Origin of the sequence: Allosphingosinicella deserti (genome assembly GCF_003012735.1) — a bacterium.
Taxonomy (GTDB): domain Bacteria; phylum Pseudomonadota; class Alphaproteobacteria; order Sphingomonadales; family Sphingomonadaceae; genus Allosphingosinicella; species Allosphingosinicella deserti.
Genome location: NZ_PXYI01000002.1, coordinates 28,034 through 48,514 on the forward strand (window position 1 = coordinate 28,034; position 20,481 = coordinate 48,514).

20 protein-coding genes and 1 tRNA gene are annotated in these 20,481 nt (G+C 66.4%); 16 read left to right on the top strand and 5 right to left on the bottom strand.

Features of this window, described 5'->3' with window-relative positions; all coding sequences use genetic code 11:
- The first annotated feature begins 110 nt into the window (after positions 1–110).
- The 4 genes from C7I55_RS04375 to C7I55_RS04390 all read left to right on the top strand — a co-directional run bounded on the left by C7I55_RS04375 (position 111) and on the right by C7I55_RS04390 (position 4,059).
- Positions 111–461: a GFA family protein gene (locus C7I55_RS04375; protein ID WP_106511712.1), complete on the top strand. Its 351-nt coding sequence runs from the start codon at positions 111–113 to the stop codon at positions 459–461.
- A gap of 95 nt (positions 462–556) precedes the next feature.
- Positions 557–1,708: a PepSY-associated TM helix domain-containing protein gene (locus C7I55_RS04380; protein ID WP_106511713.1), complete on the top strand. Its 1,152-nt coding sequence runs from the start codon at positions 557–559 to the stop codon at positions 1,706–1,708.
- Positions 1,705–1,902: a hypothetical protein gene (locus tag C7I55_RS04385; RefSeq protein ID WP_106511714.1), complete on the top strand. Its 198-nt coding sequence runs from the start codon at positions 1,705–1,707 to the stop codon at positions 1,900–1,902. Before C7I55_RS04380 ends, C7I55_RS04385 begins: the two co-directional genes overlap by 4 nt.
- A 36-nt stretch (positions 1,903–1,938) precedes the next feature.
- Entirely contained in the window at positions 1,939–4,059 is a 2,121-nt protein-coding gene (locus tag C7I55_RS04390; RefSeq protein WP_158266284.1) for a TonB-dependent siderophore receptor, read from the top strand.
- A gap of 110 nt (positions 4,060–4,169) precedes the next feature.
- On the opposite strand, the gene C7I55_RS04395 is transcribed toward C7I55_RS04390, so the two are convergent.
- Positions 4,170–4,244 (bottom strand) — tRNA-Gly (locus C7I55_RS04395).
- 148 nt (positions 4,245–4,392) lie between these two features.
- Between C7I55_RS04395 and C7I55_RS04400 the strand changes: the two genes are divergently transcribed.
- The 3 genes from C7I55_RS04400 to C7I55_RS04410 are packed head-to-tail and all read left to right on the top strand — an operon-like array spanning position 4,393 to position 6,094.
- The gene (locus C7I55_RS04400) at positions 4,393–5,304 is read left to right on the top strand and encodes a tetratricopeptide repeat protein (RefSeq protein WP_106511716.1); all 912 of its coding nucleotides are present in this window, start codon (positions 4,393–4,395) and stop codon (positions 5,302–5,304) included.
- A complete protein-coding gene (locus tag C7I55_RS04405; protein ID WP_106511717.1) occupies positions 5,304–5,933 on the top strand; it encodes an LON peptidase substrate-binding domain-containing protein in 630 nt (209 codons plus the stop codon). The genes C7I55_RS04400 and C7I55_RS04405 overlap by 1 nt, the downstream gene beginning before the upstream one ends.
- Positions 5,930–6,094 (top strand): Trm112 family protein, encoded by a 165-nt coding sequence (locus C7I55_RS04410; protein ID WP_199192727.1) that lies wholly within the window; start codon positions 5,930–5,932, stop codon positions 6,092–6,094. Before C7I55_RS04405 ends, C7I55_RS04410 begins: the two co-directional genes overlap by 4 nt.
- Before the next feature lie 19 nt (positions 6,095–6,113).
- Here C7I55_RS04410 and C7I55_RS04415 read toward each other — a convergent pair whose 3' ends face one another.
- Positions 6,114–7,322: a UbiH/UbiF/VisC/COQ6 family ubiquinone biosynthesis hydroxylase gene (locus tag C7I55_RS04415; RefSeq protein ID WP_106511719.1), complete on the bottom strand. Its 1,209-nt coding sequence runs from the start codon at positions 7,320–7,322 to the stop codon at positions 6,114–6,116.
- A gap of 260 nt (positions 7,323–7,582) precedes the next feature.
- Here C7I55_RS04415 and C7I55_RS04420 point away from each other — a divergent pair, with 260 nt between their 5' ends.
- The 4 genes from C7I55_RS04420 (at position 7,583) to ribA (ending at position 12,777) form a co-directional block, all read left to right on the top strand.
- On the top strand, positions 7,583–9,946 hold the full coding sequence (locus tag C7I55_RS04420; RefSeq protein WP_408640581.1) for an FtsK/SpoIIIE family DNA translocase: 2,364 nt from the start codon (positions 7,583–7,585) through the stop codon (positions 9,944–9,946).
- 110 nt (positions 9,947–10,056) lie between these two features.
- Positions 10,057–10,671 (top strand): LolA family protein, encoded by a 615-nt coding sequence (locus C7I55_RS04425; protein ID WP_106512407.1) that lies wholly within the window; start codon positions 10,057–10,059, stop codon positions 10,669–10,671.
- Positions 10,672–10,942: 271 nt separating this feature from the next.
- Complete coding sequence (locus tag C7I55_RS04430) at positions 10,943–11,737, top strand: exodeoxyribonuclease III (protein WP_106512408.1); 795 nt, start codon at positions 10,943–10,945, stop codon at positions 11,735–11,737.
- On the top strand, positions 11,734–12,777 hold the full coding sequence (gene ribA / locus C7I55_RS04435; protein ID WP_106511721.1) for a GTP cyclohydrolase II: 1,044 nt from the start codon (positions 11,734–11,736) through the stop codon (positions 12,775–12,777). Before C7I55_RS04430 ends, ribA begins: the two co-directional genes overlap by 4 nt.
- Positions 12,778–13,045: 268 nt before the next feature.
- On the opposite strand, the gene C7I55_RS04440 is transcribed toward ribA, so the two are convergent.
- Together C7I55_RS04440 and C7I55_RS04445 are read right to left on the bottom strand one after the other, a co-directional pair.
- Positions 13,046–13,714, bottom strand: a complete 669-nt coding sequence (locus C7I55_RS04440) for an HAD family hydrolase (RefSeq protein WP_106511722.1) — start codon at positions 13,712–13,714, stop codon at positions 13,046–13,048.
- Positions 13,711–14,376: a YggS family pyridoxal phosphate-dependent enzyme gene (locus C7I55_RS04445; RefSeq protein ID WP_106511723.1), complete on the bottom strand. Its 666-nt coding sequence runs from the start codon at positions 14,374–14,376 to the stop codon at positions 13,711–13,713. The genes C7I55_RS04440 and C7I55_RS04445 overlap by 4 nt, the downstream gene beginning before the upstream one ends.
- A 22-nt stretch (positions 14,377–14,398) precedes the next feature.
- On the opposite strand from C7I55_RS04445, the gene C7I55_RS04450 reads away from it, so the two are divergent.
- Positions 14,399–14,917, top strand: a complete 519-nt coding sequence (locus C7I55_RS04450) for a thiamine phosphate synthase (RefSeq protein ID WP_106511724.1) — start codon at positions 14,399–14,401, stop codon at positions 14,915–14,917.
- A 16-nt stretch (positions 14,918–14,933) separates the two neighbouring features.
- Here the strand turns inward: C7I55_RS04450 and C7I55_RS04455 are convergent, their stop codons facing one another.
- Positions 14,934–15,647, bottom strand: coding sequence for a hypothetical protein (locus C7I55_RS04455; RefSeq protein WP_233222051.1), 714 nt, complete (start codon positions 15,645–15,647; stop codon positions 14,934–14,936).
- A 241-nt stretch (positions 15,648–15,888) separates the two neighbouring features.
- On the opposite strand from C7I55_RS04455, the gene C7I55_RS04460 reads away from it, so the two are divergent.
- The 4 genes from C7I55_RS04460 to holA are packed head-to-tail and all read left to right on the top strand — an operon-like array spanning position 15,889 to position 20,455.
- Positions 15,889–16,362 (top strand): DUF3576 domain-containing protein, encoded by a 474-nt coding sequence (locus C7I55_RS04460; protein ID WP_106511725.1) that lies wholly within the window; start codon positions 15,889–15,891, stop codon positions 16,360–16,362.
- A 12-nt stretch (positions 16,363–16,374) separates the two neighbouring features.
- On the top strand, positions 16,375–18,927 hold the full coding sequence (gene leuS, locus C7I55_RS04465; protein ID WP_106511726.1) for a leucine--tRNA ligase: 2,553 nt from the start codon (positions 16,375–16,377) through the stop codon (positions 18,925–18,927).
- Complete coding sequence (lptE, locus tag C7I55_RS04470) at positions 18,924–19,436, top strand: LPS assembly lipoprotein LptE (RefSeq protein ID WP_106511727.1); 513 nt, start codon at positions 18,924–18,926, stop codon at positions 19,434–19,436. The genes leuS and lptE overlap by 4 nt, the downstream gene beginning before the upstream one ends.
- The gene (holA, locus tag C7I55_RS04475; protein WP_106511728.1) at positions 19,433–20,455 is read left to right on the top strand and encodes a DNA polymerase III subunit delta; all 1,023 of its coding nucleotides are present in this window, start codon (positions 19,433–19,435) and stop codon (positions 20,453–20,455) included. The genes lptE and holA overlap by 4 nt, the downstream gene beginning before the upstream one ends.
- Positions 20,456–20,481 lie beyond the last annotated feature (26 nt).

Below are 20,481 nucleotides of genomic sequence, written 5' to 3' on the forward strand. Positions count from 1 at the left end.
ATCGCTCTACTATCTGGCGGTCGTCATGCGGAAAGAATTAGGCATGTTCTCCAGTTGACCGAACGCGCCGGGTCGCGGAAGCTCTTCCCAAAACGGGAGGGGGAAGTTCCATGCCGACGACGGGCAGCTGTCATTGCGGGCGGATCAGCTACAGCCTGGCGGAAGACCCGCCGACTCGTGCAATGGCCTGCAATTGTTCGATCTGCCGCCGCAAGGGCTATCTCCACCATTTCACCACGCCCGCCCGCTTCACCTTGAAGAGCAGCCGGGACGACATTCAGGTCTACTCGTTCAAGACTCACGCGGTACGCCACCAGTTCTGCAAGACCTGCGGCTGTGCGCCGTTCGCGGAGGGGCTCGGCTCCTATGGCGAGCCGATCATCGAGATCAATTTGCGGTGCGTCGACGGTCTCGATGTCGGCGGCCTGGAGATCATCTCCTACGACGGCGCCAGCCGGTAGAGTTTCCTCCGCCTTGGACTCTCCTGAGCTCGCACCATTGCGCTCGCACTCCCGCCTGCTATTGCGAGTGATTATCAAGTTAGAAGCAGGTCGAAGTGTCGCAGCGTGCCGTCCGTCTCTGGTATGTCGTACACAAGTGGACGAGCCTGGTGTGCACCGGCTTTCTGCTGATGCTGTGCGTCACGGGCCTGCCGCTGATTTTCCATGACGAGATCGAGCATCTGATCGGCGAGGAGCAGGTGCTCGCGGCGGCGCCGGCGAACGCGCCTTTGCTCAGCCTCGACACTTTGCTGGATCGCGCTCTGGCGTCCCGGCCAGGCGACGTCGGGCTGTTCATGAGCTTCGACGAGGATCGGCCGGTGGTCAACATCACCACGGGCCCCCGCCCGGATGCCGGTGTCGAGCAGATGACCATCCGCTCCTACGATCGGCGCACCGGCGCACAGGTGGGCGTGATCAACGACGATGGCGTCATGGCCTTCCTGCTGAAGCTGCACACCGACATGTTTCTCGGCCTGCCCGGCATGCTGTTCCTCGGCGCGATGGGATTGCTGTTCTTCGTGGCGATCCTCTCGGGCATGGTCCTCTACGCGCCGTTCATGCGGAAGCTGCCGTTCGGGACGTTGCGGGTGCGCCGCAGCCGGCGCCTGAAGTGGATCGACATCCACAACCTGATCGGCATCGTCGCCGTCGCCTGGATGAGCGTGGTCGGGCTCACCGGCGTGATCAACACGCTTGCCGACCCGATCACGGCGATGTGGCAGGACGGACAACTCGCCGAAATGACCGCCGGCTATCGCGACGAGACGGCTCCGCCGCCGACGGCGCTGGGCTCGATCAACCGGGCGGTCGAGACGGCGGTGGCGGCGGCGCCCGGCACCCGCCCGCAATTCGTCGCCTTTCCCGGCGGCAACTTCAGCAGCGCGCATCATTATGCCGTGTTCCTGCAGGGCGCGACGCCGATCACCAAGCGGCTGCTCACTCCGGCGCTGATCGACGCACAGAGCGGCGCGCTGACCGACATGCGGCCGATGCCCTGGTATGCCTATGCGCTGTTCCTGTCGCAGCCGCTCCACTTCGGCGACTACGGCGGGCTGCCGCTCAAGCTTCTGTGGGCGGTGCTCACCCTCCTTACCATCGTCGTGCTCGGCAGCGGCCTTTATCTGTGGATCGGCCGCCGGACGACGCCGCTGACGGCGCGCGTCCGCGAGGTCGAGACCGGCGGCCGGCTCGTCCCCGCCGAATGACCCGCCCGTTCCCACCGCAGCGCCGGCACCGCGGCGCGATGGCGATCTTCGCCGCTCCGCTGCTGATCGCGCTCGTCACCGTCGCCGGCCTGATCGTCGCGCTGACCGGCGACGGCTGGCGCGATCATGTCGCCTGGGTGGCCCTCTCGCTTCCGCTGAGCGCCTTTGCCTGGGCCTTCTCGCGCCGCCACTGATTCCTCGAACCGACTGGACCAACAAGAATGCACGCCTTGCGCTTCGCTCTCCTCGTCTGCACCTCCTCGGCCGCCCTCGCCGCGCCGGCGGCGGCGCAGACGGCCGGCCCGGCGAATGACGCCATCATCGTCACTGCGCCCAATTACGTGCCGGAGGGCAGCGAGGCCGCGACCAAGAGCGACATCCCGCTGATCGAAACACCGCAATCGGTGACGGTGATCACCCGTGACCAGATCGACCTTCTCGACTGGTCGAACCTTGGCCAGACGGTGCGCTACGTCGCCGGAGTCACCGGCGAGAATTACGGGCCTGACGAGCGTGTCGACTGGCTGACGATGCGCGGGTTCGAGCCGGTCCAGTTCGTCGATGGTCTGCAGGCGTCGATCGGCTCGATCGCCAATACCGGACTGGATCTCTACGGCGCCGAGTCGGTCGAGATCCTCAAGGGTCCCTCCTCCGTCCTCTACGGGATCGCACCGCCGGGCGGGATCGTCAACATCACCAGCCGGCGTCCTCAGAACGACTTTGCCGGCGAGATCGAAGGCCAGATCGGCAACCGTGATCACCGGCAGATCAACGGCGATATCACCGGCGCGCTTGCCGACGGGGTCAGCGCCCGGCTGACCGCCCTCTATCGGGATCGCGGCACCCAGACCCGCGAGGTCGATTCGGAGCGACTCTACGTGGCCCCGGCGCTGACCCTGCGGCCGGGTCCGGACTCGCGGATCACCTTGCTGTCTTATTATCAACGGGACGAGGTCACCGGTGACGGCGGCGGCTTCCTTCCGGCGCAAGGGACGTTGCTCCCCAATCCCAACGGCCGGATCTCCAGCACCGCGAATCTGGGAGAGCCCGGCTACAACCGCTTTCTGCGCCGTCACTGGGGCATCGGCTACGATGCCAGCCACGATCTCAGCGACACGATCTCGATCCACCAGAACCTGAAATTCACGCACCTCTATTCCGACCAGCGCGGTGTCGGCGGCAACGGCTTCGTCGATTCTGACTCCAACGGGACACCCGACGATTATCGCAATGTCGCCCGATACAGCTTCTCGTTCCGCGAGAATGTCGACACGTTCGCAGTCGACACCCGGATCAATGCGGGACTGCGCACCGGCGCCGTGCAGCACGATCTCGTCGCCGGCATCGACTATCGCAATTACGATTATCTCGGATCGAGCGCGTTCGGCTTCGGCATCCCGCCGATCGACGCCTACGCGCCGGACTATGGCGCGCTTATCCCGGCGCTGCCGCCGCTTCCGTTCTCGAGCCAGGAGCAACGCCAGATCGGCCTCTATGCGCAGGATCAGCTGCGCTTGGGCGGCGGACTGATCCTCACCCTCGCCGGGCGGCACGACTGGATACGCGACTGCGAGAAGCTTGCCGACACGCGTCGCAGCTTCGGCGATTTCAGCTACCGCGCCGGCCTCTCCTACGTGTTCGACAACGGCATCGCGCCCTATCTGTCGTTCGCCCGGTCGTTCGAGCCCGTGGCGGGCGCGGACCGCAGCGGAACGCCGTTCGATCCGACCACCGGCCGCCAGATCGAAGCCGGACTCAAGTTCGACGCCCGCAATGCGCCCGACGGAACCAAATTGTTCGCGACGCTCGCCGCCTATCACCTCGTGCAACAGAATGTGCTGACGCCGGACACGGCCAATGCCGGCGGCGAGAGTTTCCAGGTGCAGACCGGCGAAGTCACGGTGGAGGGGATCGAGGCCGAGTTGGTCGCCCGTTTCAACGAGCGGCTGAGCCTCAATGCGTCCTACACCTACACCGATTCGGAGGTGACGGAGAGCAACGGCCCCGAACTTGGCGACCAGCTGCCGGTGACTCCGCACCACAAGCTGTCCGCTCTTGCCGACTATACGTTCCAGGACGGCAGCCTGGCCGGCCTCGGCGCCAGCTTCGGCGGGCGCTATCTGTCGAAGAGCACGGGCAATCTCACCTCGGCCTTCGCACCGACAGTGTTCGTCAATCCAGCAGTGACCCTGTTCGATGCCTCGATCCATTATGATCGCAGCGACTGGCGCTTCGCCGTCACCGCAAGCAACCTGTTCGACAAGGATTATGTCGCGCGCTGCTACAGCAACACCAACTGCTTCTTCGGGACCCGCCGGGTGGTGACGGCGAGCGTCAGGCGGCGCTTCTGACGCGAATCACGCGGGCGGTGCATGCCGCCCGCGACCTGCGAGCCATTGCCGGCCGCAGAGGTGCGAGGGATGCCTCGGGCCCTTGAGGGGAAATCGCAGATTGGAAGAAATGGAGCGGGCGAAGGGATTCGAACCCTCGACCCCAACCTTGGCAAGGTTGTGCTCTACCCCTGAGCTACGCCCGCTCGACGCTGCACCGCTCGTGAAGAGCGGCTGGGGTGCGGGGCTGATAGCGCCGCCTTCCGGGGTGCGCAACCCCGAATTCGAAAGGGTTGGCAGACAGGGGTGGAATCCCACATAGGGCACGAACTCAACGGTGTTGGAGAGACGAACGTGGCGACATTGGGCATGAGCGCGGCGGAGAAGGAAGCGCTGGACGCCTTCAAGCGCGACGTCATCGATCCGTCGATGAGCGCGCTGATCATCCTGGATTTCTGGGCCGAATGGTGTGGCCCCTGCAAGCAGCTCACCCCGCTGCTGGAGAAGGTCGCCAGCGATTACGCCGATCGCGGGGTCAAGCTGGTCAAGATCAATGTCGACGAGAATCGGCTGGTCGCTGCCCAGTTCCGGGTGCAGTCGATCCCGACCGTTTACGCGATCTTTCAGGGCCAATTGGTGGCCGACCTCACCCCGGCGCGCACCGAAAGCCAGCTCACCCGCATTCTCGACCAGATCCTGCAGCAGCTGCCGATCGAAGGCGAAGCCCAGCAGCTCGAGGCCGAGATCGAGCCGCTGATCGCAATGGGCGAGGACGTGCTGGCCCAGGGCGATGCCGAACGCGCCGCCAGCATCTTCGCGCAGATCCTCGAAATGGCGCCGGACAATGTCGACGTCATCGCCGGCCTCGCCCGGGCGCTGGCGGCCGCGGGACGCGCCGACGAAGCGCGCACGCTTCTCGACGAGGTGCCGGAGAAGGAGGCGAATTCACCTGCCATCGCCCGCGCCCGCTCGGCGCTGGCGCTTGCCGAGATCGCGCCGGCCGGAGCCGACACCCACGCTTTCGAGCAGCGGATCGCCGCCGATCCCGACGACCATGAGGCGCGCTACGAACTCGCCGGACTGCTGATGGCGGCCGGCCAGCGTGATGCCGCCGCCGATCAGTTGCTCGAGAGCATCCGCCGCGACCGCGAGTGGAACGAAGGCGCCGCCCGCAAGCGGCTACTGCAGTTCATCGAGGTGGTCGGCCTTGAGGATCCCTGGGCCGGGGATCAGCGTCGCCGGCTCTCGGCGATCCTGTTTACCTGATGGCCGAATCGCTGCGCATCCCGATCTTCCCGCTGGCGGGCGCCTTGCTGTTCCCGCGCGCCCAGCTCCCGCTCCACATCTTCGAGCCGCGCTATCGGGCGATGATTCGCGATGCGATGGCCGGAGACCGCCTGATCGGCATGATCCAGCCCCGCGACCAGCAGGAACCGCCGGCTTTGTTCGAAACCGGCTGCCTTGGCCGCATCGAGAGCGTCGAGGAGCTCGAGGACGGCCGCTTCAACATCGTCCTCGAAGGACTGACCCGATTCCGGGTCACCCGCGAGATCGAGGCCGAGACGCTTTACCGCCAGATCGAGGCCGACCGGAGCCCCTTCACCGATCACGAGGAGGAGGATCCGCTCGGACTTGCGCAGCGCGCCGAGCTCGAGCAGGAGGCACGCCGCTATGCCGACGCGCTCGGCTACGCGGTTGATTGGGAAGCGGTGTCGCGGCTCGACGACGAGATGCTGGTCAACGGCATCGCCCAGATCGCACCGCTCGACATCGGCTCCAAGCAGGCGCTCCTCGAAGCGCCGACGATCAGTGACCGCTGCGAGTTGCTCGTCCAGTTCATGCAATTTCAGCGGATGATCCCGGGCGGCGCCGACGGGCCGGAGACGATGCAGTGACTCCCGACCTGCTGGAGCGGCTGGTCTGCCCTGCCACCCGGTCTCCGCTCCGCTTCGATGCATCGAACAACGAACTGGTCTCGAATCAGGCGAGGCTTGCCTATCCGATCCGGGACGGCGTCCCGGTCCTTCTGATCGAGTATGCGCGTCCGCTCGACTGAAGCGCGAGCGAGCTGGCGATCAGATCGGCAGGCCTCGTAGCAGCAGAGGCATGTCGCCGGTCTCGCCGCGGGCTTCCGCCATCAGCTGCGCACGCAGCGGCCCGATGCGTTGGACGATACCCATCCCGAAACGGCGAATCGCCGAAGCGGCGCGGCCGGGAACGCCGTAGATGCGGGTGAGCCCGTCGGTCGCGGCGGCGACCATGAACGTATCGAGGCTTCGCCACTGCTCGTAGCGCGAGAGCAATTGCGCATCACCGAGATCGAGCCCGAGACGCGCCCCTTCGACCAGCACCTGGGCGATCGCTGCGGCATCGCGGAAGCCGAGATTCAGCCCCTGACCGGCGATAGGATGGATCCCATGGGCTGCGTCGCCGACGAGGGCGAGACGCTGTCCGGTAATGGTGGCGGCATGGTGGAAGCCGAGCGGGTAGGACCAGCGCCGTCCGGCAATCTGGATCTTGCCAAGGAATCCGCCCATGCGCTTCTCGATCTCGGCCGCGATCGCGCGATCCGGAAGATCGACGATCGCCGCCGCGTCGGCGGCCGACACCGACCAGACAATCGCGGACCGGGTGCCCGGAAGCATCGGCAGGATCGCGAACGGGCCCGAGGGATAGAAGATCTCGTAGGCGACATTCTCGTGATCATATTCGTGGGTGATGGTGAGCACGATCGCATGATGATCGTAGCTCCAGCGCGCCATCGGAATCGCGGCCGCCTCGCGGGTCGGGGAGTTGCGACCCTCGGCGGCGATCAGCAGCGGCGCGGAGACGAGGCGGCTGTCGTGGAGCGCCACCCGCACTCCGTTGCCGTCGCGGACCACGTCAGCGGCGGAGGCGGGCATCAGCAGCTGTATGTTTTTGGCCTCGGCAGCGGTTTCGCGAAGCACCTGTCGGAGGCGGCGATTCTCGAACATGGTGCCGAGCGCATCGTCGCCTTCCTCGGGATCGAAGACGATGCCGCCGGGCTCCAGCCCTTCGCTGACCCGGATCGACCGGATCGGGCAGCCTTCGCCTTCAAGCTTGGCACCGACGCCGATCGCCTCGAGCATCCGCCAGGAGGAGCTCGACACCGCCGTGGCGCGGCCATCATGCGCCGGCGCGAGCGTCAGCTCCGGATCGGCGGGGTCGATGACGATGCTGGAAAGGCCGTGGCGGTCCAGGGCAATGGCGGTCGTCAGGCCGACAAGGCCCCCGCCGAGGATGATGACGTCCGCGCGATCCATGATGTCGCCCTAGCCCCTCGACGAGGGGCGGGAAAGCGCTTTGCAAGAACAGTGCGCCACGCGTGCGGGTGGAAGCATCCCTCGGGTCCTCGTCGTTCGTCGCAACCGAACAACGCGGCAGTGTCAAATTCGTCTACAAATCCTTAAGATGTGCGCAATCGGCCTCACCCCGGACGCAAAGCGTCCGCGGTGGCGGCCAGCGCTTGACCGGGGACTCCCCCGAAGCGCATGACTGGCAAACGGAACATACGGGGACGGGAATGGCGACAAAGGCAGCGCAGGGCGCTCGTCAGGAGCGCATGGCACAATGGCGGGCGGGCGTCGGTCGCGGCGCACGGCGCACCGGCGCGCTCGCCGCCGGCGGTGCCCTGATCGCCGGCGCTCTGCTCGCCGCCGTATCGCTCGCCACCTATCACACCACCGACCCTGCGCTGAACACGGCGGCGGCCGGCCCGGTGTCGAACTGGCTCGGCGCCCCGGGCGCGTGGGCGGCCGACCTTCTGCTGACCCTGTGGGGGCTTCCCGTCGTCCTCATCCTGCCGTTGCCGTTCCTGATCGGCATCCGGATCGCCCGCGGCAGCAATGCCGGCCGTTGGGGCAAATCGCTGCTGCTCAGCATCGCCGGCCTCGCACTGGTCGGGACCGGCGCCGCCTTGTTGTCAGGCGAGGCGGTGAACGGCCTCCCTGCGGGGTGGGGCGGCGCCTTCGGCCTTTCGATCGCCAAGCTGGTGACGCTCGGCCTCGACGCGATCGGCGACGCGAGCATCACCGAGCCGTTCCGGATCGCGCTGGTCGGCGTGTTCGGCCTCGCCGGCCTGGTCCTGCTATGGCTCGGGCTCGCGCCGCGCTCGGAGGAATTGAACTGGATCGCGTCGCGGCGGCTGGGCAGCCTCCGCCGGAGCCGGCCGGATGCGGACGATTATCATGACGACGATGAGGATTACGATTACGAGGATGACGATCTGCCGGTCGCCACGGAGCGCCCTGCCCGCGCGCCGGTAATCAACGCCCCCGAGCCCTCGCGCACCGTCATCAAGGATCGGCCGAGCGCCGCCACCCCCGATACGCGCCGCCCGAACAAGGAGCGGCAGGCACAGCTCGCGCTCGGCGATTCCTACCAGCTGCCGCCGCTCGAGCTGCTTGCGCCGCCGCCGCCGAGCTCTGCCGGCACGCTCGACAAGGCGGCGCTGGAACGCAATGCCCGGCTGCTCGAGACGGTGCTCGAGGATTTTTCGGTCAAGGGTGAGATCGTCGAGGTACGCCCGGGTCCGGTCGTCACCATGTACGAGCTCGAGCCGGCCAGCGGGATCAAGGCCAGCCGGGTGATCCAGCTTGCCGACGACATCGCCCGCAACATGTCGGCCCTCTCGGCCCGTGTCGCGACGATCCCGGGCCGCACCGTGATTGGCATCGAGCTTCCCAATGTGAAGCGCGAGATCGTCGCGCTGTCCGAGCTGATCGCGAGCCAGGCCTTCGAGGATCAGGTCGCCCAACTGCCGATCGTGCTCGGCAAGAACATCGCCGGCGATCCCGTGGTCGCCGATCTCGCGCCCATGCCGCATCTGCTCGTCGCCGGCACCACCGGGTCGGGCAAGTCGGTCGGCCTCAACTGCATGATCCTGTCGCTGCTCTACCGGCTGACTCCCGAGCAATGCAAAATGATCATGATCGATCCCAAGATGCTGGAGCTCAGCATCTACGACGACATCCCTCATCTGCTGGCGCCCGTAGTCACCGAGCCTGCCAAGGCGATCCGCGCGCTCAAATGGACCGTCGAGCAGATGGAGGAGCGTTACCGGATGATGGCGTCGGTCGGCGTTCGCCAGCTGTCGAGCTTCAACGCCAAGGTGCGCGAGGCCAAGAGCAAGGGCCAGGCGCTCGGCCGCCGGGTCCAGACCGGCTACGATGCAGAGACAGGCCAGCCGAAATACGAGATGGAGGAGCTCGAATACGAGGTCCTGCCGCAGATCGTGGTCGTCGTCGACGAGCTCGCCGATCTGATGATGACCGCGGGCAAGGAGGTCGAGTTCCTCATCCAGCGCCTGGCCCAGAAGGCGCGCGCCGCCGGCATCCACCTGATCATGGCGACGCAGCGCCCCTCCGTCGACGTCATCACCGGCGTCATCAAGGCCAATCTCCCGACCCGTATCTCGTTCGCCGTGACCTCGAAGATCGACTCCCGCACCATTCTTGGGGAGCAGGGCGCCGAGCAGCTGCTCGGCAAGGGCGACATGCTCTACATGCCCGGCGGCAAGCAGATCGCCCGCGTCCACGGCCCGTTCGTGTCGGACGAGGAGGTGCGCGCGATCGCCGACCATTGGCGCGGCCAGGGCACGCCCGATTACATCCAGGCGGTGACCGAGGAGCCGGAAGACGGTGGCTACATGTTCGAGGGCCAGCCGACCGGCGACGACGACGCCGAGACCCAGCTGTATCGCAAGGCCGTGCAGACCGTCGCCGAGAGCCAGAAGGCCTCGACCTCGTACATCCAGCGTCAGCTGCGCATCGGCTACAACAATGCGGCGCGGCTGATCGAGCGCATGGAGAAGGACGGGATCGTCAGCACGCCCGATCATGTCGGCCGCCGTGAGGTGCTGGTCGATCCCGAGGGTCGTCCGGTCTAAGCAGGGGCGGCGCCGGCGAGGCGGGGACCCGGGAACCCGGCAGGTTCAGTGGGCATTCAACGCCGCGACCTTATCGCTCCCCGCAAATTCGGATCTTCAGGAGACACATGATGTTGCGTTTCAAAGCGCTCGCCTTGGCCGCCGTGCCGATCGTCGCGGCCGCGATGATCGTGCCGCAGAGCACGGTGCTGGCGCAGGCGGCCTCTCCGCTGACGGCCGTGGCTGCCCATCTCAGGGCGGTCAACACGATGACTGCGAGCTTCAGCCAGACCGACCGGCGCGGCCAGACGCTGACCGGCACCTTCACCTTGAAGCGGCCCGGCAAGATCCGCTTCCAGTACCAGCCCGATGTGCAGATGCTGATCGTCGCCGACGGCAAGAAGCTCCACATGGTGGATTACGAGACCAAGCGCGACGACGATTGGCCGATCGGCAACTCGCCGCTCGGCGTGCTGCTCGATCCCAATCCGAACCTGTCGCGGATCGCCAAGGTCGTCCGCAGCGACTCGCAGACCTTGCTCGTCCAGGCCAAGGATCCGAAGCGCCCGCAATATGGCACCGTGACCCTCGGCTTTGCCCGGGTCGCATCCGCGCCCGCCGGGCTGCTGCTGCAGGGGTGGACCGTCGTCGACGCGCAAAATAACCGCACTACGGTGAAGCTGACCAATCAGCGCTTCAATGTCCCTGTGGCGGACAGCGCTTTCACCTATCGGCGGCCCAAATAATTTCAGTTTCCGTTCGGGACTTAGAAACCATTCATCCGGGCGACAGGTAGCTCGGGGTAAAGAACAGACTGCGATTACGGCAGACCGCCTCGGGTTTTCCCCCTGTTGCCCGACCGGAAAACGTAATCGACCTCGCGTATACCGCAAGGTTGGCCCCCGCTCCACGCCCCCGGAGCGGGGGCCTTTGCGTTTCCGGATGCAGCGTTCCGAATGCAGCACGTCCTCGCGCGCACCAGTGGCGCTTGCGGCCAAGCGTCGCTACATCCGCGCCATGTCCACTACATTGAAGATCGCTTCCTGGAACATCAATTCCGTGCGCGCACGGATCGGCATCGTCGAGCAGTTCCTCCGTTCCGAAAGTCCCGACGTCCTCTGCCTCCAGGAAACCAAGGTGGTGGATGCCGATTTTCCGGCCGCGGCCTTTCAGGATCTCGGCTACGTCCATCAGATGATCCGCGGCCAGCGCATGCACCATGGCGTCGCCATCCTGTCGCGCATCCCGTTGCACGAAGACCGGCATCATGACTGGCAGGCGAATGGCGAAGCGCGTCACGTTGGCGTGCGCCTCGATTGCGGCATTCGCCTGGAGAATGTCTACATCCCGGCGGGTGGCGATATCCCCGACCGAGCGCTCAACCCCAAATTCGGCCAGAAGCTCGACTTCATCGAGCGGATGACGCGCTGGTCGGAGGAATGCGACTGCCCGACCATCCTCGTCGGCGACTTCAACGTTGCGCCGCTCGAATGCGACGTCTGGAGCCACAAGCAATTGCTGAAGGTGGTCAGCCACACGCCGATCGAGGTGGAGGCGCTGACCAGGCTGCAATCGAGCAACGACTGGGTCGATCTCGGCCGTCATTTCCATCCCGCGCCAAAGCGGCTCCACACCTGGTGGAGCTATCGCTCGCCCGATTTCAGCAAGAACGATCGCGGTCGCCGGCTCGACCATATGTGGGCGACGAGGGATGTTGCGGCGCAGGCGACCGAACACCATGTCCACGAGATCTGCCGGAGCTGGCTCAAACCCTCCGATCACGTTCCGCTCGTGACCGAGTTCGTCCTGTGACCGGCGGCCGCGACGTCGCGCGCGCCATCGACGCGCTGCGGCGCGGCTGGACGGTGACCGTGGACGGCACGGCCTATCTCGGCGTCGAGACTGCCGACGACGCCGCACTGGCGGTGTTCGATGCGCCGGGGCGCGCGGATCTCCTCATCTCCGGGCCGCGCGCCGTGACCCTCAAGCTCGCCAACCAGCGCGAGGCGGTTCCGACCGGACCGGTGCTGATCGAGCGGACGTCGTGGATCGACCTTGCCGAAGCCGTCGCGATTGCGGACCCCGCCCGAGACTTGTCCAACCCGCTCAAGGGCCCTTTCCGTGCGGGCGCAGCACCTTCAGGCGCCGAAGCGGCAATCCAGCTGACCCGCCTCGCCGGTTTGCTCCCCGCACTGTTCGCTGGCGGAACGCCCGGCGCGGATGCGGTGCACCTGTTGAGCGGGGACATCTTCTTCACCGTGGACCAGCCCTCCGTGTCGGTGGCATCGCGCGCGCGCCTTCCGATCGAGCAGGCGGAGAAGGCCGAGATCGTCGCCTTCCGGACCCTTGGCGATCCGGCAGAGCATGTCGCTCTGGTGATCGGGCAGCCGACCGGCGTCCCACCGCTCGTGCGCCTGCACAGCGAGTGCCTGACCGGTGACGTGCTCGGATCGCTCAAATGCGATTGCGGCCCACAACTCGATGGCGCGCTCGAAGCGATCGCCGAGGCGGGCTGGGGAATCCTCCTCTACCTCCGGCAGGAGGGCCGCGGGATCGGCCTGATCAACAAGCTGAGAGCCTACGCGCTACAGGACCAAGGCTTCGATACGGTAGACGCAAATTTGCGCCTCGGCTTCGGCGACGACGAACGGCGCTTCGCAGTGGCCGCCCGCATGCTGGAGGCGCTGGGCCAGCCCGAAGTGCGGCTGCTTACCAACAATCCCCGGAAGGTCGCCGGCCTCGAAGCGGCCGGCATCCACGTGCGCGAACGGGTTCCCTTGCAACGCGGGCTCAATCCCCACAACCGCGCTTATCTCGATACCAAGCGCACCCGCAGCGGCCACGCTTTGTAGGGCCGCTTCACGTCAAACCTGCAGGTGATCGAGCACTCGTCGCAGGAGCGCGCCCACGGCGCGCTCCGCTGCGCCGTGATCGGTCCAGAACACACCGTCCATGGCCGGGGGGCGAAGCCGTGGACGATCGACCAGTCGGCGATCGATCTGGGAGCCCGGCCGCGTACCCTGGGGGGTGCTGGCCGGCGGCACGCCCGCATATTGCGCCCTCACCCTGGGCCTGTTCGCACAGGCCGGCGCCGGGCGGGCGCTGATCCCCGCTGGAAGCCTACTGTCCGAACAGCAGGGCGGCGACGTCCTCGAAGCTTGCCGCGATGTGGTGGACGCCGAGCGAACGCAGCCGACCCGCATGGTCCGCTCCGCAATGGCGGCCCGCGCAGAGACCGATCACCTGAGCGCCCGACGCCACGGCCCCCGTCACGCCGACCGGGCTGTCCTCGATGATCACGCAATCCCTGATGTCGACGCCGAGGTTCCTCGCGGCCAGCCAGTAGAGATCGGGTGCCGGCTTGCCGCGCTCGACATGCTCCGCACCGCTGAAGATCCGATCCTGGAAAAGCTCTCGCAGCTTCAGATGGTCGAGGTGAGTCTCGATCCAATGGGTGGAGCTGGACGACGCAATCGCCTTGGGAAGGGCATGCGGCAGGGTTTCGATAAATGCGATCGCCCCGGCGACCGCTTCGAGGCCCTGCTCGAGCACGCGTGCATCCTCCTCCGCGCGCGCGACGTGGAAGTCGTCCGGAAGCGGACGGCCGATCCACTGCTCGATCGCAGCGAGGAATGCAGGGCCGGCAAGGCCCATGAAATGCGCCATCGAATGTTCGGGCGTGGTCGGGTGGCCGATCCGGGTGAGATAGTCCGCAATCTGCCGGTTTCCGGCATATTCGCTCTCCAGGAGGACACCGTCGAAGTCGAAAATCAGGGCGTCGAACTTCAAGCGCGCTCTCCGAACAGGGCGGTCCCGACCCGAACATGGGTGGCACCGATGGTCACCGCAGTCTCGAAATCGCCGGACATGCCCATGCTGAGGGCGCCGAGACCGTGCCGCCGCGCGAGCTTTGCCAGCAAGGCAAAATAGGGTGCCGGCTCCACGTCCGCCGGCGGCACGCACATCAGCCCAATGATCGGCAACCCGGCCTCGCGCGCGCCCTCGATCAGTGTCGGGAGTTCGGCCACCGGGCAGCCGCCTTTCTGCGGCTCGTCGCCGACATTCACCTGCAGGAAGCAATCGGGACGACGTCCGGTCTTCTCCATCGCCTTGGCGAGCGCGGTGACCAGGGACGGTCGATCGACGCCGTGGATGGCGTCGAACAGCGCCACAGCCTCGTCCGCCTTGTTCGACTGAAGCTGCCCGACATGGTGCAGGACGACATCGGGGAATTCGCGCTGCAGCGCCGGCCATTTGGCCTCCGCCTCCTGAACGCGATTCTCGCCGAACACACGCTGCCCCGAAGCCAGCAGCGGCCGGATTGCTTGGGCGTCATGGGTCTTGGAGATCGCGATCAGCGTCACGTCTACAGCCTTGCGCCGCGCGAGCTCCGCCGCCTTGTCGATCCGGGAGCGGATCTCGCTTAGTCGTTCCTCTGCTGCACCATTCATGGCGGCTGCTATAGGTAGCCCCATGCTCCGCCGCCAGCCTCTGCCGCGCCTTTGGCTGATGACCGACGAACGGCAGGGCGAGGATCTCTGGACCGCGCTCGAACGCCTGCCCAAGGGCGCCGGCGTGGTGTTCCGCCACTACGGCCTGGCGCCCGGCGAGCGCCGGCGGCTGTTCCATGCCGTACGCGCCGTGGCGAGACGGCGCAGGCTCGTCCTCATCGTCGCCGGCTTCGCGCTGGCCGGTGCCGATGGTCGTCACGGCGTGCAGGGGCGCGGGCTCTTCACTGCCCCTGCCCATGACCTCAGCGAAGTCAGAGCGGCCGAGCGCCTCGGCGCCGACCTCATCTTCCTCTCGCCCGTCTTTCCGACCCGATCGCATCCGGGCGGCCGCACTCTGGGCCGGGTACGGTTCGGACTCATCGCCAGCCGAACGGCGATTCCGATCATCGCGCTGGGCGGCATGACGGCCGAGCGCGCCCGCGGGTTGCGGGCGCTCGGCGCCTATGGATGGGCAGCGATCGATGCGTGGGGCAGCGCCTGATTCAGCCGCAATCGGCTTAGAAGCGGAAAGCCGTTCCGATGTAGACGGCCTGGCTGTCGCGGCGCTGGTCGCTCACCGGCTCGAGGCGGTCACGCTGGAACTTGTAGCGGACTCCGCCCGTCACATCGATGTTGCGGGTGATCTTGTAGGATCCACCGACTCCGAGCGAATAGCCATTCTCGATCGGAATGATCCGCGGCGTGGTCGGATCCGCCTTGTCGACTCCCGCCTCGATGCGCCCGGTGAAGCGCTTGCCCGAATAGCTCACGCCAACTTCGGCATTTTTGCGGCCGCCCGGCAGGGTTCCGCCTTTGACCTCGGCGACGTCGCCCGAAAGCGCGAAGTTGCGCCAGCCGACCGAGACGCCGAGATTGTACGCGCTGGGCGTGATCGCAGTGACCGGGGTCGTCGACGTCTCGGCGGCACGGATCGCTTGCTGCGGAGTCGCCGCACGGGCGCGCACGGCGACCCGGATGTTGCGGCTGCCGACGCTGGTCGAGGTCGACGGGGTGAAGCGGAAATTGCCGCCATTGAGACCGCGCCGCGCCAGCTCGGCAGCGAGACGCGGGTCGGCAGCGGCGGGCGTGAAGACGTCGGTACCCGTGGGCGTCAGACGATAGCGCGCCGGCGGCGTCGACTTGGTAGGCGCTGCAAGCGCAGGCGTGAGCACGAGCGCCAACGCTGTCAGCGCCACGCCCCCTGCCGCAGATATGCCTACGATTCTCAACACGCCTTACGACTCTCCCTGTTCATGCCATGTAGAGCGCTCAAACGCTTCAAACCAGCAAGCAGAACCCGTTCCGAAACGAATCCTATCGGCTGTTGCACGTTATCCACAATCGTCGTTGCACTTCGATGACAGCGCTGGCGGCCCGTAACCCTGATTCGCAGCGGAGCCAAGACGCTTGCCGCCCGCGCCCGCTTATCTATAACGGCGCCTGACCCCCTGTAGTTTCCAAGGAACCACCCTGATGGTACGCGCCGCCACTCTCGCCCTCTCGATCGGGCTGGCTTTCTCGCTGAGCGCTTGCGACTTCATCCAGAAAGACATCAACAAGACGCTTGGCAAGGGCGAGCCGGACAAGGTGCGGGCGGCGGATCTCGCGGCGTCCAACGTCACCACGATCGGCGTCAACGCTTATCTGTGGCGCGCTGCGCTCGACACTCTGTCGTTCGCGCCCCTGGTCCAAGCCGATGCCAACAGCGGTGTGATCGTAACCGACTGGTACCAGAATCCGAACACCCAGGGCGATCGGGTCAAAGTCACGGCAACCATTCTCGACCGCGATCTTCGCGCCGATGCACTCCGTGTCGCGGCGTCGCGCCAGGTGCTGCGCAACGGCCAGTGGGTCGATGCTCCGGTCACTGCGGCCACCGTTCAGAAATTGGAGGAGGTCATCCTCACCAAGGCCCGCGACCTTCGCCGGAACGCGATCGCCGGCTAAAGGAGTTCATACATGGCGGCGCGTTTCAATCCGCTCGAGGCCGATGCCCATTGGCAGAAAGTCTGGGAAGAGCGGGGAACCTTCCACGCCTCCGACGCGAGCGGCAAGCCGAAGGCCTATATTCTCGAGATGTTCCCCTATCCGTCGGGGCGCATCCACATGGGCCACGTACGCAACTATACGATGGGCGACGTGCTCGCACGCTACCGGCGGATGAACGGCTTCGAAGTGCTGCACCCGATGGGTTGGGACGCCTTCGGCATGCCCGCCGAGAATGCAGCGATGGAAAAGAAGGTCCATCCCGGCGCGTGGACCTGGGACAATATCGCGGCGATGCGCGCGCAATTGAAGCGGATCGGCTTCGCGCTCGACTGGAGCCGTGAGCTGGCGACCTGCGATCCGGCCTATTACGGCCAGGAACAGGCATTGTTTCTGGACTTGTTCGAGGCGGGGCTCGTCTATCGCAAGCAGAGCGAGGTCAATTGGGACCCGGTCGACATGACCGTGCTCGCCAACGAGCAGGTGATCGACGGCCGCGGCTGGCGATCGGGCGCACTCGTCGAGCGACGCAAGCTCAGCCAATGGTTCCTTAAGATCACCGATTTCGCCGAAGAGCTGCTCGACGGCCTTGGCTCGCTCGAGGATTGGCCGGAGAAAGTCCGGTTGATGCAGGAGAATTGGATCGGAAAGAGCCAGGGCCTGCGCTTCCGCTTCGCGCTGACCGAGCCCGTCGCAGACCAGGACGGGTTCGAGGTGTTCACCACCCGTCCCGACACGATCTTCGGCGCGAGCTTCGCGGCGATCGCCGCCGACCACCCGATCGCGACCGCAATCGCCGAGAACAATCCGGCGCTCGCGGCCTTCATCGACGAGTGCAAGAAGGGCGGCACCACCGCCGCCGAACTCGAGACCGCCGAGAAGAAGGGCTTCGACACCGGCCTTCGGGTGCAGCATCCGCTGGATCCGAACTGGACGCTGCCGGTCTATGTCGCGAACTTCGTCCTGATGGAGTACGGAACTGGGGCCGTGTTCGGTTGCCCGGCGCACGATCAGCGCGATCTTGATTTCGCCCGCAAATACGGCCTTCCCGTGACCCGGGTCGTCGCACCCTCGCCCGAGGAAGCTGCCGAGCCGATCGGGACCGAGGCCTATACCGGCCCGGGCCGGCTCGTGAACAGCGCCTTCCTTGACGGATTGACGGCACAGGACGGGATCCGCGAGGTGATCGCGCGCGCCGAAGCCGGCGGCTGGGGCGAAGGCACGACCGTATGGCGCCTTCGCGACTGGGGCGTGTCGCGTCAGCGTTATTGGGGCACCCCGATCCCGATCATCCACTGCGAGGCCTGCGGCGCGGTTCCGGTCCCCAAGGACCAATTGCCGGTCGTGCTGCCCGAGGATGTCAGCTTCGATATTCCCGGCAATCCGCTGGATCGTCACCCCACCTGGTCCAAGGTCGATTGCCCGACCTGCGGCGCTGCGGCCCGGCGCGAAACCGACACGCTCGACACGTTCGTCGATTCGAGCTGGTATTTCATCCGCTTCGCAAGCCAGCCGGCCGACCAGCCGTTCGACCGCGCCGTGGCGGAGAGCTGGTTGCCGGTCGATCAATATATCGGCGGCGTCGAGCATGCGATCCTCCACCTCCTCTATGCGCGTTTCTGGACTCGCGCGCTGAAGCGGATCGGTCGCATCGACGTTGACGAACCGTTCCAGGGTCTCTTCACCCAGGGCATGGTCACCCACGAGACCTACAAGGCGCCTGACGGCCGTTGGCTGAGCCCAGGCGAGGTCGTCCAAAGCGACGGCGGACTGATCGTCGAGGAGAGCGGCGAGGCGGTGACCGTCGGCCGTGTCGAGAAGATGTCCAAATCGAAGCGTAACACGGTCGATCCCGAGCCCATCCTCGACCAATATGGCGCCGATGCCGTTCGCTGGTTCATGCTCTCCGACAGTCCGCCGGAACGCGACCTGCCGTGGAGCGAGGCCGGCATCGAGGGCAGTTGGCGCTTCGTTCAGCGGCTCTGGCGGCTCGCCTCCGAGCTGGTCGAGCAAGGCTCGTCGACCTGGCTCGGCGACACCGGCGCATCCGAGGCCGACAAGGCACTCGATCGCAAGCTTCACCAAACCATCGCCGCAGTCGCGGCCAACGTGGAATCCCTGTCCTTCAACAAGGCGGTGGCGAACATCTACGAACTCGCCAATGCCATCGAAAAGGCGGGGCCCTCTCCCTCCCGCGGGCAGGCCATCGAAAGTCTGCTGCTGCTGGTGGCGCCGATGGTGCCGCACCTTGCCGAACAGGCTTGGACGTCGCTCGGGCGGGAAGGCCTGATCGCCGATGCCGCTTGGCCTGACGTCGATCCTGCCTTGTTGGTCGAGGATGAGGTAACGATCGCGGTTCAGGTCAACGGCAAGCTCCGCGACACGCTCACGGCGCCCAAGGGTGCGGCCAAGGACGCACTGGAGGAGATGGCGCTCGGATCCGAAAAGATCGTCCGTCTGCTCGAGGGCAAGGCACCTCGCAAGGTGATCGTCGTCCCCGACCGCCTGGTCAACATCGTCGCATGAAGCCCTCTCTCGCCCGACTAGGCCTTGGCCTCGCTCTGGCTCTGGGCCTCTCGGCGTGCGGGCTGAAGCCGCTGTACAGCGGCGGCAGCAACGGTCCGGTTGCACAGTCGCTGCAGTCCGTGTCGGTCGCGCCGATCGGCGGCCGCGGCGGGTGGCTGGTCCGCACCGCCCTGGAAGACCGCCTCGGCACCAAGGACGGCGTCCCGCATCGCTATCGCCTGGAGGTCACGCTCGACGACCAGATCATCGGCTTCGGCGTGCGGCGGGACGATGCCGAGACTCGCGAACGCCGGACTCTGCGCGCCCGCTATCGCCTTGTGGAAGCCGACAAGGGCACCGTCGTGCTCGATGCCACCGCAGGGTCCGACGCCGGCATCGACGTCGTCAGCTCCGAATATGCAACCGTGGCTGCCGAACAGACGGCGCTCGAGCGGCTGTCGAACGAGGTCGCTGACCAGATCGTCGCCCGCCTTGCCCAGTTCGCCTCGCGGGGCGGCCCGGAGCGGTGAAGGCTGCAAAGGGCCAGATCGACCGCGCGCTGAAGGCTCCCGGCGACTGGCGTTTCTTCCTTCTCTACGGCCCCGATGATTCCGGTTCGCGGGCTCTGCTGCGTCACGTCAAGGCTGCCGCCGGACCGGAGGCGGAGCGGATCGAACTCACCGGCGCGGAGCTCAAGGGAGATCCTGCCCGCCTCGCCGATGAGGCGGCATCAATTTCGCTGTTCGGCGGCGCCCGCTACATCATCGTCGAGCCCGCGGGCGATGAGAGCCTGGCCGCCGTCGAGGCGCTCCTGCAGGCTCCCGCGGCCGGAAATCCGGTGGTGCTGATCGCCGGTGCGCTGAAGCCGAGCTCGAAGCTGCTGAAGCTGGCGCTTGCCGAGCCTGCCGCGCTCGCCTTCGCGAGTTATGCGCCCGAGGGTCAGGAGGCCGATCGCCTCGCCGCCGAGATGGCCCGTGAATTCGGCCTTATCATCCGTTCGGACCTGGCACGGCGGCTTGCCGATGCCTGCAACGGCAATCGCGCGATCCTCGCCCAGGAGCTGCAGAAGCTCGCGCTCTATGTCGATGCCGACCCGGCCCACCCGCAGCCGGTCGATCATGACGCGCTCGACGCAATCGGCGCCAGCGCCGAAGAAGGCGATCTCAGCCGCCTTGTCGACAGCGTCAGCGGCGGCAGGCCCGATCAGCTCGGTGCAGAGCTTGCCCGCCTCTCCAGCGAAGGCATCGAGGGAATCCCGCTGATCCGCGCGGTGCTCCGGCGGATGAGCCTGCTCGCCAAGCTCCGCGCCGGGGTCGAGGCCGGTAACAGCGTCGACTCCGTCATGGCGACGGCCGGAAAGGCGCTGTTCTGGAAAGAGAAGGGATCGGTCGCCAGCCAGGTCGGCCGCTGGCGCTCGGATCTTCTGGCAAAGAGCGTCAGCCGCCTGGTCGAGGCCGAGCGCCAAGCCAAGGCGTCAGGAGGCCTCGGCGCCGCTGCGGTGGACGAGGAGCTGTTCGCGATCTGCCGACAGGCCGCGCGGCTTCGCTGACCCTCAATGTCCCTCCCCGGTCGAAC